Origin of the sequence: Algibacter luteus (assembly GCF_030344935.1) — a bacterium.
GTDB classification, from domain to species: domain Bacteria; phylum Bacteroidota; class Bacteroidia; order Flavobacteriales; family Flavobacteriaceae; genus Arenitalea; species Arenitalea lutea.
This window is the reverse complement of record NZ_CP128313.1, coordinates 972,731-987,118: the sequence shown is the minus strand read 5'-3', so window position 1 is coordinate 987,118 and position 14,388 is coordinate 972,731. Positions and strand designations below refer to the sequence as shown.

Here is a 14,388-nt window from a genome sequence, read left to right as displayed (position 1 = left end):
TCTATTATTATATCTGTATTTTTTTTGAATGTTGCCTCTTTAAAAGCACAAATTATTCAAAAAGAAAAGCAACCGCTTACAGTTGTTTTAAAAACACTTTCTGAAATTTATGACATTAGTTTTTCTTACGTTGATGACACTGTTAATGAAATCTTAGTAACTACCCCCGATAAAGATTTTACGATCGCAGAAATGTTGGAGTTTCTAAATCAAACAACACCACTAGACTTTCAATTATTGGATAACAAATTTGTTGTCATTAAGGTTAGAAAAAATGATAAACCTCAATTTATCACTCAAAACCTTGACGTTGTTGTTGTAACGAAGTATTTAACTTCTGGTATTGTTAAACTAAACGACGGTTCTTTAACTATTAAACCAGAAAAATTTGGAATTTTACCAGGACTAATTGAGCCAGATGTTTTGCAAACCATACAAGCCATTCCTGGAGTATTAAGTGCAGATGAAACGGTTTCAAACATAAACGTGCGTGGTGGCACACACGACCAGAATTTATTGCTTTGGGATGGTATAAAAATGTATCAATCTGGCCATTTTTTCGGATTAATTTCGGCATTCAATCCATATACAACCAAACAGGTTAATGTTTATAAAAACGGAACCAGTGCAAAATATGGGGATGGTATTTCTAGTATCATAGACATGCATTTACCAGATGAAATCGACAACAAATTTCATGCGGGCATTGGCTTTAATTTAATTAATGCCGATGGGTATATTAAAGCACCACTTTCATCGAATACAGAGCTGCAATTATCAACTCGACGTTCAATAACAGATTTAATTAATACAGCAACCTACGACCAATATTTTAAGCGTATTTTTCAAGATTCTGATTTTGAAAAATCTAAAAGCGAAACAAATTCTATTACGCAAAATGAATCCTTTTATTTCTATGATATCGCTGCTAAATTCTTGTACGATATTAGCAAAAAAGACAAGATTAGACTTCATTTTTTAAATGTAAATAATCGCTTAAATTATGATGAGCAATCAACGGTAAATGATAGAGATGAAGCCCTTAACAGTAAACTCACACAGCAAAATTTAGCACTTGGTTTAACTTACAAAAGAGATTGGAACAGTAAATTATCTACAACTGCACAAGTTTATGTTTCTAATTACGATTTGGATGCCACAAATTTTGATGTTATAAACAACCAACGCTTAATTCAAGAGAATGAAGTTTATGACGGTTCTGCGAAAGTTGATGTTAATTATAAAGCAAATAATCAATTAAAAATAAATAGTGGTTACCAATTTACAGAAGTGGGTATTAGTAATTTAGAAGATGTTAATAATCCTAGATTTAGGAGTTTTGTTAGAGAGGTGATAAGAAGTCATGCCTTATACGCTGAAACTGGATATCTATCCAAAAACGCAAGAACTAAACTAACCATTGGCGGACGATTAAATTACATTAATAAATTTGATATGATTTTTGCTGAACCTAGATTAAGCTTCTCACAACGCTTTTTAAATTATTTAAGATTTGAAGTTTTAGGGGAATTTAAGAGTCAAACTACAACACAAATTATAGATTTACAAAACGATTTTTTAGGCATTGAAAAACGCCGTTGGGTGCTTTCAAACAACCATAAATCGGTAATAGAAACAGATAACCAAGTTATTCATCCCATTCCTGTTTTAAAGAGTAAACAACTATCTGCAGGTGTTCATTTTAACAAAAACGAATTTTTAATAAGTATCGAAGCTTATCTCAAAAAAGTAAACGGCATTACTACTAGGAGTCAAGGGTTTCAAAACCAATATCAGTTTGTGAATAGCGTTGGAAGTTATGAAATTAAAGGTATAGACTTGCTTTTAAACAAACAATTTAGTGATGTTGTAAGCAGTTGGATTTCGTATTCATACAGTACCAATAACTATATGTTTGACAACTTAAATGACGGCAAAAAATTTCCAAATAATGCCGACATAACCCATGCTTTAACTTTAGCAGGCACCTATACCAACCAAGATTTTAAGTTTGCTGCTGGCTTAAATTGGCACACCGGCATTCCTAATACAGAGCCTATTTCTAATAACAACTCGACTAATAATGAAATAGTTTATACCGCCCCAAATAGCAGCAATTTAGAAGATTATTTAAGAGTTGATTGTTCTGCTACCTATGCTTTCGATTTTACTAAAACTTCGCGTGCAACTGTAGGAGCTTCCATTTGGAATGTTTTAAATAAAAACAACATCATTAATACCTATTACACTTTAGGTGAAAACAATAACATCAATACCGTTGAAAATAAATCTTTAGGCATCACGCCAAATGTGAGTTTTCGTCTTCAGTTTTAAATTTAAATTTTATATAAAAACAACTTCAAATCTACATACGTTCAGGAACCTGAATACCTAACAATCCAAAACTATTTTTTATAGTGTTTGCAACCACATGGGATAGTTGTACTCTAAATACCTTTTCAGTTTCATTATCGGCTCCTAAAATGGAAACATTTTGGTAAAAAGAATTGAATTCCTTAACCAAATCATAAGTATAATTCGCAATTAACGCTGGACTATGGTTCTCCGCAGCGTTTTGAACCACTTCAGGAAATAATTGAATCTGTTTTATAAGTTCTTTTTCTTTTGAATGAAGCGTCATTTCAACTGAGTTCCATGAAATTGCATTATCTAGGTCGCCTTTTCGCAAAATCGATTGAATTCTAGCATAGGTATATTGAATAAAAGGCCCCGTATTTCCTTGAAAATCTATGGATTCTTTAGGGTCAAATAAAATTCGTTTTTTAGGGTCAACTTTTAAAATATAGTACTTTAAAGCACCTAAACCAATGGTTTTATACAATTCTTTTTTTTCTTCTTTGGAGTAGCCATCGAGTTTACCTAGCTCTTCTGAAATTTCTTCAGCTGTGGTTGCCATATCATTAATTAAATCGTCGGCATCAACTACTGTACCTTCTCTACTTTTCATTTTTCCACTTGGCAAATCTACCATTCCATAGCTTAAGTGATATAAGTTTTTAGCCCACTCAAAGCCTAACTTTTTTAGTATTAAAAACAGTACCTGAAAATGATAATCTTGCTCATTCCCAACAGTATAAACCATTCCTCCTACATCAGGAAAATCTTTAATTCTTTGAATGGCTGTACCAATATCTTGTGTCATGTAAACAGCAGTTCCATCGGCACGTTGTACTATTTTTTTATCAAGTCCGTCTTCGGTTAAATCACACCAAACAGATCCGTCTTCTTCTTTATGAAAAACACCAGAAGCTAAGCCTTCAGCAACAAACTCTTTGCCTAATAAATAAGTATTACTCTCGTAGTACAAGGTATCAAAATCAACTCCTAAATTTTTATATGTTTCATCGAAACCAGCGTAAACCCATCCGTTCATTTTCTTCCATAACCCAACAGTTTCTTCATCTCCAGCTTCCCATTTTAATAACATGTCTTGAGCTTCAATCAAAATTGGCGCCTGTTTTTTAGCATCGGATTCAGAAAGTCCTCGGGACATTAATTCCTGTATTTCTTTCTTGTATTCTTTATCAAATTTTACATAATAATTCCCTACTAACTTATCACCTTTTAAGCCCGTACTTTCTGGAGTTTCTCCATTTCCAAAACGTTTCCAAGCCAACATACTTTTACAAATATGAATCCCTCGATCGTTTATAATTTGAGTTTTATAAACTTTCTTCCCTGATGCCTTTAAAATTTCGGCAACACTATATCCTAAAAGATTATTACGAATATGTCCTAAATGCAAAGGTTTATTCGTGTTAGGTGAAGAATACTCTACCATAACAGCCTTCTCTTCTGCCTTTGGCGAAATAAAACCAAATGTATTTTCTTGTTTTATATTATTGAAAAAGTCAAGATAATACGCATCGCTAATTTCAACATTTAAAAAGCCTTTTACCACGTTGAATGCCTTTACCTCAGCAATATTATCCACTAAAAAATGACCTATGGTTTCTCCTATTTGAACCGGATTGCCCTTTATAAGGCGAAGCATCGGAAAAATAACAACTGTAATATCTCCCGCAAATTCTTTTCTTGTTGCTTGAAATTCAACAGTATCTATACTCACATTAAAGTTAGAATCCACGGCTTGTTTAACGCCATTTGATAAAGTGTCTTGAAGGCTCATTTTACTCTTTTTTAAGGCTGCAAAGATAGAACTTTAAATCAAGTTTAAAATCGTTTTTACACTGAAAAGATTATATTAGAGCTCATGAAAAACTACTTTGCTTTATTATTAGTTTGATGCTTAATTTTTATTATTGATCTTCATTAAATCCATTTTTAGTAAACCAAATTTTTTTGTGTTTATATTATTCATATCATAATATAATTAAGCACACTACCTGCTTTTGTATTAATTATAATGAATTTCGTACAGACTATTCAAAAATATTACTAATAACAAAATACTTTGCATTTCATCGACAGAAGTGTCGTTTTTCTATGATTTTTACCGTTAATCTATTCGTCGATTTTAGTCTATTTTTTTTTGTAGTCATTCAACTAATTTATTGGTATTAAAACGCAGAAATTAGATTTTAAATATCCTTTTTTCAACTTTTGCGTGGTAATGCTATTATCTCAAATATTTGAGTTAAGAATTAATGTTAACAATAATTATTACTAAATAAAGTAATCTTATTTTCCCTCAAAATTTAAGACCCCTAAATATTACTTTATTCATAGTTGTGATTTAAATGTTATAATGAGGAGAATAATTATTTTATTGTTTATGTTGACTGTTTCTATTGGTTTATCTCAAACCGAGGACATAGATAAGCTTGCAATAGAATTAGCTTTCCAAGAACAAGACTCATTAAAAATTGAAACCTCAATAAAACTTATTAAGGCGCTTTATCATACAAATGACTACGAAAGAGCATTAGAATATATTATTAAAAGTGAAAAACTTTCAAACGAGCTAGACTACAAAAAAGGTATTGCAGAAATCACCTATTACAAATCGCTTATTTATGCCCAAAAGGGAGACTATATAAATGCTGTTAGCGGTTACAATAAATCGAAAGGACTATTTAGCATACTTCACGACACGCTAAGTATAGCCAAAGTTAATAACAGTATTGGTTTAATAGAAATTAAACGAGGAAATTATAATAAAGGTTTACAATTCTCCTTAAAGGCTATTGAAGAACTTGAAAAAAGAAATCTTATAACAGATTTAAATCTTGCCTACAGTAATTTAGCAAAAGCCTATTATAACATTAATTTATCTGAAAAAGCTATTGAATTTTATTTAAAGGCTTTAAATGTACAATTGAAATTAAATGACACCAAAGGCATTATTGAATCTCATAGTAAATTAGCAGAACTATATTCTAATAAAAAAGAACATAGAAAAGCAATCGAATATTATGAAAAAGTGCTGGAAAGTGGCGAATCAAATAACGACTCTGTTCGCGGGCAAGTATATCCTAAATTGGGAGGTGAATACTTAAAATTTAATGATTATGATAGAGCTACAAGGTATTTAGTACAAGGTTATAACATAAATACTAGAACAAAAAATAAAACTGGATTATTACTAGCCTTGAATAATTTAGGAGATTTAAATTTAAGACAAGGCAGATTAAATATCGCAGAAAAACAACTTGTTGATGCGGGCGACATTGCAAAAAGCTTAAATAATAAAACGGAGCTTTTAAGGCATTATAAGTTAATGAAGACTTTAGATTCAACTCGTAAACGTTTTGACAGAGCTTTCGTTTGGCAACGTGAATATTATGAATTAAATAATAAGCTTAAAAATTCTGAAATTAAACAGGCGCAACAAATTATTAATCAAACTCCTGTTAATACAGAAACAAATACCAATCTCGTAAACCAATCTGAAGTTCGATCTACGGTTAGTAAAATCACGCCTACTGAAAAGGCAGTGCTTGACAAAAAATTAGATAAATACAAACTAATACTTTACGCACTGGTCGCAGCGCTTTTAGTGGTTTCTGCTTTACTAGTTTTAGTGTATTTAAAACGAAACAGCAATATTAAGTACACCCAGGATTTAGAGGAAAAAAATATAAAAATTCAATTACAGAACGAAGCCTTTCAAGAGCAAACAAAGCATCTAGAAAATGTAAATAATGTAAAAGACAAATTGTTTTCTATTGTTTCTCACGATTTAAAAGATTCGTTATCGTCAATAAATGGCTTTATAGATTTATTAAAGGATGGTTCTCTCTCAAGAGAAGAATTTGATAATTTAATCCCAGAATTAAGTGAGAACGCAAATAACGCCTCTCTGCTACTTTTCAACTTACTTAATTGGTCTAAATCTCAAATGCAATCGCTAGAGCCCAAACCGAGTTTATTTGATATACAAGAGGTTTTTGAAAGTAAAATTAAGTTGATTGAACAGCGTATGGAAAATAAAGGAATTTCTTTAGTAGACCATTCTTTACGCGATTTTGCATATGCTGATAGAAGTATGTTTGAAATTGTAGTTCAAAACCTGCTTGCAAACGCACTAAAATTCTGTAAGAGTGGCGATACCATTACAATTTCAAACCATATTAGCAATGGTAGTTGTATTGTAAGTATTGCTGATACAGGAATTGGCATTTCTAAAGAAAACATAAATAGACTTTTTAACAATAGTTCTTTCACCACAATGGGTACTGACAACGAAAAAGGAACAGGATTAGGACTTTCTATTTGTAAAGAACTTGTAGAACTAAATCATGGTAAAATTTGGGTTGAAAGCACCCAAGGCGTCGGAAGCACATTTTACGTTCAGCTTCCTAAATCAAGACCAAATAGTTAGACTTTATTTTTAGATTTAGGTAAAAACACTTCTGCCATCATACAACGCGCACTTCCACCACCGCAAGTTTCTATAGTTTCCAAAGAGCTAGAAAGTATATTACAATGCTTTTCTATTTGCTTAATTTGAGCTTTTGTTAATGAATCATAGGCAGCTTGACTCATAATTAGATATCTCACGTCATTATCTCCTTTAACTTGAAGCATATTGCCAGCAAAATTATTGAGTTGCGTTTCTGTAATATCAATAACCTCTTTCCCATCTTCTTTTAAATGCTTAATAACATTTTTTCTCTCTTTCTTATCATCTATACTACTTAAACAAATAATTGCAAAGGTTTCAGCAATGCACATCATAACATTGGTATGATAAATTGGTTTACGCGCACCATCTACAGTTTGGTATGACGTAAAAATTACAGGAGAATATTCAAAATCTTCGCAAAATTCAATAAACAAGTCTTCGTCTGCACGTGGTGATAAAGCACAATAAGCCTTTCTATTGGCTCTATCAAGAATAATACTTCCAGTTCCTTCCAGAAACACTTGTTCTTCTTCTGCGCTTGTGTAATCAATAATATTGTTAATTAAGAAACCTTCTTTTTCAATGGTTTCAAGAATATCTTCGCGACGTTCTTTTCTTCGATTTTCAGCAAACATAGGATATAATCCAACGTCGCCATTTTCATGAAATGACACCCAATTATTTGGAAAAATAGAATCTGGTGTATCAGTTTCCATTCTATCTTTAACCACAATTACCTGCACGCCTATGACTCTAAGTTTTTCAACAAAAGTATCAAACTCTTTTTGTGCTTTGGTATTGATAGTATCGGGCAATACATCATCAATATCTTTCTGATAATAATTATTTACAGCAGTTTGTTCATTCATCCTAAAATTTACAGGACGAACCATCAAGATGGTATTTGTAGTTTGTTGCATTCCTTTTAATCTCTAATTAATGGCATTGTAGTGCATCGTAATAATCCTTCTTGTTTTCCTATTTCGGCATAAGGTACTTCTTCAACAGTAAAGCCTTGTTTTCTTAGCCAACTATTTAATCTTGTAAAGTTTCGTTCTGAAATAATTACATCTTCAGAAATTGAAAATACATTGCTGCACATTTGATACATTTCATCTTTTGTAATTTCAAAAATATTTTCTTTTCCAAAAAAATCAACCAACCATTGATACTCATCTTCAATAAGAAATCCGTTTTTATGAATAATAGCTTTACCCTTTCCTAATGGGTTAAAGCAACAATCTAAGTGTAGCGCATTTTCTTTTGGATCTGTGTTAGATTTCCTAAGCTCAAAAGACTTTACTTTCTTATGTGGAAATATATCTTGTATAGCCTTAACAGCATGTATATTAGTACGAGCTGTAATCAAATCTGAATAATCGTTACCAGAATATGTTCCTATAAAGATATGATCGTACCAAGGCATGACATCACCTCCTTCAACATGACAGTTTTCTGGTAATATAATTCGCTTATTCTCTGCAACTTGATTCCATATATAATCAATGGCTTCAACTTCTTCTTCTCTATGAGGTAGTATATTAGCCTCAATTAAAATATCATCAATTACAAAAGCAATATCTCTAGCAAAAATTTGATTGCAGTCTTGTATTACCTCAGGTCTAAATACTTTTACTCCGTATTTTTTAAATACCTCATCAACGGCATCCAACTCTTTAATCATATCTGCCTCTGTTGGATATGTTCCTGCTTTTATATGTTCTATACTTTTAGGGTCATAGCAATCTTCAATTTTAGGAATTGGCCCATTACTTAATGCCGTTCCTAAAACCACTGCTCGTAATCTTGATATTTCGTCTTGAACATTTAGTTTTAGCATACTTTTTCGGATTAAAAAGGCATTTAAATTTCAGCTTCAAAACTAAGAATAATAATAGACAAATTAAGTTATTCTTATAAAATTAGATAAAAAAAAGAAAAGCTTCATGAATTTATCATGAAGCTTAAGAATATTTTAAAAATATGAAAATTATTTTCGATCTTCAACAGGAACGAATGCTCTCTGAGTTGCTCCTACGTAAATTTGTCTTGGTCTTCCGATTGGTTCTTTTTTAAGGCGCATTTCTCTCCATTGTGCAATCCAACCTGGCAATCGTCCTATGGCAAACATTACCGTGAACATTTCTGTTGGTATACCCATAGCTCTATAAATTATTCCAGAATAAAAATCTACATTCGGATATAGTTTTCTATCCACAAAATATTTATCCTCTAAAGCTTCTTTTTCAAGTCCTTTAGCAATGTCGAGTATAGGGTCTTCTATTCCTAAATCGTGTAAAACCTGATCTGCAGCTTTCTTTATAATTCTAGCACGAGGATCAAAATTCTTGTAAACACGATGTCCGAAGCCCATTAGTCTAAAAGGATCATTTTTATCCTTTGCTTTTTCCATATATTTTTTAGTATCACCACCATCAGCCTGAATAGCTTCTAACATTTCTATTACTGCTTGGTTAGCTCCACCATGTAATGGACCCCATAATGCAGAAATTCCAGCTGAAAGCGATGCAAATAAACCAGCATGTGAAGATCCAACAATTCTTACTGTAGATGTTGAACAGTTTTGTTCATGGTCTGCATGTAAGATTAATAGCTTATCTAGAGCGTTAACTAAAACCGGGTTTTGAACATAGCAACTGTTTGGTCTAGAAAACATCATCTTTAATAGATTTTCAACATAACCTAGCGTGTTATCTCCATAATCCAAAGGTTGTCCTTGCTTTTTTCGCATTGTCCATGCCACTAAAACTGGCATTTTACCAAGAATTCTTACTACCGATTTGTACATTTCAGCTTCTGAAGAAACGTCTACAGATGACGGATTAAATGCGGTAAGGGCACTTGTTAATGATGAGATAACTCCCATAGGATGTGCAGCCTTCGGGAAGGCATCTAATATCTTTTTGACATCTTCATCAACAGCCGATTCAGCCTTTATATCATCATGAAATTTATCATTCTGCTCTTTTGTTGGTAATTCACCAAAAATTAATAAGTAAGCAACTTCTAAAAAGTCAACTTTATCGGCTAAATCTTCAATGTTATATCCGCGATATCTTAAAATTCCTTTTTCACCATCTAAAAATGTAATTGCACTTTCACAAGACCCTGTATTTTTATAACCAGGATCAATAGTAATAACACCTTTGGTTGTTGCTCTAAGTTTAGAAATATCTATTGCAACTTCATTTTCTGTTCCTTTAACTAGTGGGAATTCGTAATTTTTTCCTTCAATTTCAATTTTAGCCGTATTTGCCATATTCTTATTTAGTGAATTTAATTTTTATGCGGAATGCTAAAGTACAAAATATCTAATTATTTTATTAGATTATCTCAATCGTTTTCGTTGATTTAAGAAATATTAAAATTGACACTAAATAAAAAAGCGATTATTTAAAAATAATCGCTTTTAGTATAAAAAATATAATGCTATTTATTTTATTTTAAATGCATTCTCTTGTGGAAAGTATGCAACTTCACCTAATTCCTCTTCAATTCTAAGTAATTGATTGTATTTAGCCATACGATCACTACGTGAAGCAGAACCAGTTTTAATTTGTCCGCAGTTCAAAGCAACAGCTAAATCAGCAATTGTATTATCTTCTGTTTCGCCAGAACGGTGCGACATTACAGAAGTATAACCAGCATTTTTAGCCATATTTACTGCAGCAATAGTTTCAGTTAAAGATCCTATTTGGTTTACTTTAATAAGGATTGAATTGGCAATTCCATTTTCAATTCCTCTAGATAAACGCTCAACATTAGTTACAAATAAATCATCACCTACTAATTGTACTTTATCTCCAATAAGTTCGGTTAAATAACTCCAACCTTCCCAATCGTTTTCATCCATACCATCTTCTATTGAAATAATTGGGTATTTAGAAGCTAATTCAGCTAAATATTCAGCTTGTTCTTTGGATGTTCTTACTACTCCTGAATCGCCTTCAAATTTCTTGTAATCATATTTACCGTTTACAAAAAATTCAGCAGAAGCACAGTCTAGTGCAATTTTAATTTCGTCGCCAAATTTATAACCTGCATTTTCAACAGCTTTAGCAATTGTATCTAAAGCATCTTCTGTTCCTCCCGCTAAGTTAGGGGCAAAACCACCTTCATCACCAACAGCAGTACTTAAGTCTCTATCGTGCAGTACCTTTTTTAGGTTATGAAAAATTTCAGTTCCCATTTGCATGGCATGTGTAAAAGTTTTTGCTTTTACCGGCATAATCATAAACTCTTGGAATGCTATTGGAGCATCACTATGCGATCCACCATTAATGATATTCATCATAGGGACAGGTAGCGTGTTAGCAGAAACCCCACCAACGTATCGATATAATGGCATATTAAGCTCGTTAGCAGCAGCTTTTGCTACAGCTAATGAAACACCTAAAATAGCGTTTGCACCTAATTTAGATTTATTTGGAGTCCCATCTAAATCTATCATAATTTTATCAATCAGGTTTTGTTCAAAAACTGAAACTCCTATTAATTCTTCTACAATTATAGTGTTTACATTTTCAACAGCTTTCAAAACACCTTTACCCATATAAGTATTTCCGCCATCACGTAATTCAACAGCTTCATGCTCACCAGTTGATGCTCCTGATGGCACAGCAGCTCTACCTAATATGTTATTTTCAGTTACTACGTCTACTTCTACTGTTGGATTTCCTCTTGAATCTAGAATCTGTCTAGCGTGGATATTTATAATTATACTCATAATTGGTTTGTTTTTAATCTTTTATTACTTCAAATTTACGGTTAAATCTTGTTTTTTTTAATATGTTTGATTAGAAATTGAAAAAATATCGTCTATAACGTTTTAGTTAAAAAGTCTAAATTATTCAGTCGAATAATTTAGACTTTTTAAATTCTTTTATTTCTTTAAATTGCTTATAAATTGATCAAAAAGATATGACGAATCATGAGGTCCTGGACTAGCTTCAGGGTGATATTGCACTGAAAATACATTTTTGTTCTTCATGGCTAAGCCAGCCACTGTGTTATCGTTTAAATGTAAATGCGTGATTTCCAAATCTGGATTTTGCTCTGCCTCTTCTCTATTCACCGCAAAACCATGATTTTGAGATGTAATTTCACCTTTACCAGTTATTAAATTTTTTACAGGATGATTAATACCTCTATGGCCATTATGCATTTTATAGGTTGATACGCCATTGGCGCGCGCAATAACTTGATGACCCAAACAGATACCAAATAAAGGTAAATCTCTTTTTATAATCTCTTTAGCCACCTCTTGAGCTTCTAATAAAGGTTCTGGATCTCCTGGTCCATTTGATAAGAAATACCCATCTGGTTTAAACGCTTCCAAATCTTCAAACTTCGAATCATATGGAAAAACTTTTATGTAAGCATCTCTTTCAGCTATATTTCTAAGTATATTCTTTTTTATACCAATATCTAAAGCTGCTACTTTATAAGTTGCGTTTTCATTTCCAAAATAATAAGGTTCTTTTGTAGACACTTTAGAAGCTAATTCCAGTCCTTCCATATTGGGCACTTCTGCTAATTGCTTTTTTAAGCCTTCAATGTTATCTACTTCAGTAGAAATTACTGCATTCATAGCGCCATGGTCTCTTATATAACTTACCAATGCTCTTGTATCAACATCTGAAATAGCTAAGAGGTTATTCTTGTCAAGAAAATCTTCTAATGATGAATCTGCTGCATCTCTAGAATATTCGTAACTAAAATTTTTCACTATTAAACCTGCAATTTTTATAGAATCAGATTCTACTTCATCTACATTTGTACCATAATTCCCGATATGGGCATTGGTAGCTACCATTAGCTGTCCAAAATAAGAAGGGTCTGTGAAAATTTCTTGATAACCTGTCATTCCAGTGTTAAAACAAACTTCACCAAATGAAGTTCCTTGTTTATTACCCACTGCTTTACCGTAAAAAATTGTGCCATCTGCTAGAAGAACGATAGCTTTTTGTCTTTTTTGATATTTCATATTTCTTTTGAAAAGTTTTGCAAAATTGCATAAAAAAAAGGATAAACTAAAATAGTTTATCCTTTATATATTAAATGCTTATTAACATTATAATGAGTTTTGAAAATTTAAAATTGTTTGTAATCGTTTTTCGTCCTTAATATTAATATTATTGTCTTTTATAAAATTAAGAACCATTTTAGCATCTTTACTAAACAAATTACTAAATGCCTTTTTATTGAGCTTTAACTCTTTAATTACATTTCCTTTTTTAGAATAAAGTATTTCTTTATTTATATAGCGGTCTTTTTCTTTAACTTGTGTCAAAGGATTTAAAGTGCCTTTCTTAACTATTTTAGTATGCCATTTTAATATTTCGAGATCTTCATTAAACGCAATCACTTCTAAAAAAGTCCTTTTCCCTTGCAAACTATACTCTTTAAATGTTTTATTATCTAATCTAACTTCCTTTATACTGGCATTATCAAAAACATAAACCGAATCATTAGATACTTTTACACAAAATTTATTGTTTTTTGTGTCGTAATTTAAGTCGTTGATAATTAATTTTTTATCATTCTGTGTCGAGATAATAGCATATGATTTCCAATTATCATAAAGATACATAGATCCATCAACGCCATCATCAATAGGATTGCTTATCCATGCCCCAATTGAATTTGAATTTAATCCAGAATAATCATTCGTAATTCTAGTAGAATCATCTCGTTGTGCAAAGACCAAAGTAACGCTCAAAAGAAAGATACCGATAACTAAATTTTTCATGTTTATATTTATTAAGTCCTATAAATATAAGAAATAATTATAATGTTTTGGAATACTCGATAATTGCCTTGACGTCTTCAGCTTTTTTAAATTTAAGTTTATGTTGCTTTGCAAATGTCTTAACACGATCTAATTTGTTTTTATTGATTAAAGATAAGATTGATCTTTTTTTAACTTTAAAGCTTTTAAGATCCTCCCCCTTGCTGTTTGCAATGTAATACACCTCTTTTTTTATTAGTGCATCTTTTTGCAATTTTTGCATCGTCATAGGGTTTATTTGTCCTTCTTTTAATTCAACCGTATGCTTTTCTAAAAGTACTTTTCCGTTTATGGTTGCTATTTTTTGGAAGTACGAATTTCTCTGAAACTCAGGATCGAGTCTTCGTATAAACTCTTTATCACGAATCACAACCTTCTTTATGCCCTGAGGATCAATTGCGAAAACAGAGTCTTCTGAAATTTTAGCTTCAAATCGCTCAAGTTGCATATTATAATTCATAGACATAATACTTAAAACCCTATTGCTTAAATAGATTTTACCATTATTAAACCAAGAATCATAGAGATAAGGAGACCCTTTTAAATCCACTTTTTGGGATACAGATTTCACCCACATGCCATTTCCAAAATCATTAACCCCAATATTATCTATTCTTCCATTATTATCATAAGAAGACTGCGACATTCCTTTTAGCCCCAGACATACAACTAATATCACTAACAATTTATTCATATAGTATTTAACTTTTTTTTAAGATTTTACAAAAAAAAAGGATAAACTATAACA

Annotated in this window: 10 protein-coding genes; 2 read left to right on the top strand and 8 right to left on the bottom strand. The window is 31.5% G+C overall.

Features of this window, described 5'->3' with window-relative positions:
* The first annotated feature begins 24 nt into the window (after positions 1-24).
* Complete coding sequence (locus O5O44_RS04290) at positions 25-2,334, top strand: TonB-dependent receptor plug domain-containing protein (RefSeq protein ID WP_289195856.1); 2,310 nt, start codon at positions 25-27, stop codon at positions 2,332-2,334.
* Between the two features lie 31 nt (positions 2,335-2,365).
* Here the strand turns inward: O5O44_RS04290 and argS are convergent, their stop codons facing one another.
* Entirely contained in the window at positions 2,366-4,150 is a 1,785-nt protein-coding gene (gene argS / locus O5O44_RS04285) for an arginine--tRNA ligase (protein WP_289195855.1), read from the bottom strand.
* Positions 4,151-4,729: 579 nt separating this feature from the next.
* Here argS and O5O44_RS04280 point away from each other — a divergent pair.
* Positions 4,730-6,805 (top strand): tetratricopeptide repeat-containing sensor histidine kinase, encoded by a 2,076-nt coding sequence (locus O5O44_RS04280; RefSeq protein WP_289195854.1) that lies wholly within the window; start codon positions 4,730-4,732, stop codon positions 6,803-6,805.
* Here O5O44_RS04280 and ctlX read toward each other — a convergent pair.
* From ctlX to O5O44_RS04245, 7 genes are all read right to left on the bottom strand, one after another.
* Entirely contained in the window at positions 6,802-7,749 is a 948-nt protein-coding gene (gene ctlX, locus O5O44_RS04275; RefSeq protein ID WP_289195853.1) for a citrulline utilization hydrolase CtlX, read from the bottom strand. The genes O5O44_RS04280 and ctlX overlap by 4 nt on opposite strands.
* A 5-nt stretch (positions 7,750-7,754) precedes the next feature.
* Complete coding sequence (locus O5O44_RS04270; RefSeq protein ID WP_289195852.1) at positions 7,755-8,669, bottom strand: dimethylarginine dimethylaminohydrolase family protein; 915 nt, start codon at positions 8,667-8,669, stop codon at positions 7,755-7,757.
* A 150-nt stretch (positions 8,670-8,819) separates the two neighbouring features.
* Entirely contained in the window at positions 8,820-10,109 is a 1,290-nt protein-coding gene (locus O5O44_RS04265; protein WP_019386297.1) for a citrate synthase, read from the bottom strand.
* Between the two features lie 174 nt (positions 10,110-10,283).
* Entirely contained in the window at positions 10,284-11,576 is a 1,293-nt protein-coding gene (gene eno / locus O5O44_RS04260; protein ID WP_019386296.1) for a phosphopyruvate hydratase, read from the bottom strand.
* A 156-nt stretch (positions 11,577-11,732) separates the two neighbouring features.
* Positions 11,733-12,836: a glutamine-hydrolyzing carbamoyl-phosphate synthase small subunit gene (gene carA, locus O5O44_RS04255; RefSeq protein ID WP_019386295.1), complete on the bottom strand. Its 1,104-nt coding sequence runs from the start codon at positions 12,834-12,836 to the stop codon at positions 11,733-11,735.
* Between the two features lie 87 nt (positions 12,837-12,923).
* Positions 12,924-13,601 (bottom strand): hypothetical protein, encoded by a 678-nt coding sequence (locus O5O44_RS04250; RefSeq protein WP_289195851.1) that lies wholly within the window; start codon positions 13,599-13,601, stop codon positions 12,924-12,926.
* A gap of 37 nt (positions 13,602-13,638) precedes the next feature.
* Positions 13,639-14,334 carry a hypothetical protein gene (locus O5O44_RS04245; protein ID WP_289195850.1) on the bottom strand — a complete coding sequence of 232 codons (696 nt, stop codon included), beginning with the start codon at positions 14,332-14,334 and terminating at the stop codon, positions 13,639-13,641.
* Between the last annotated feature and the right edge of the window lie 54 nt (positions 14,335-14,388).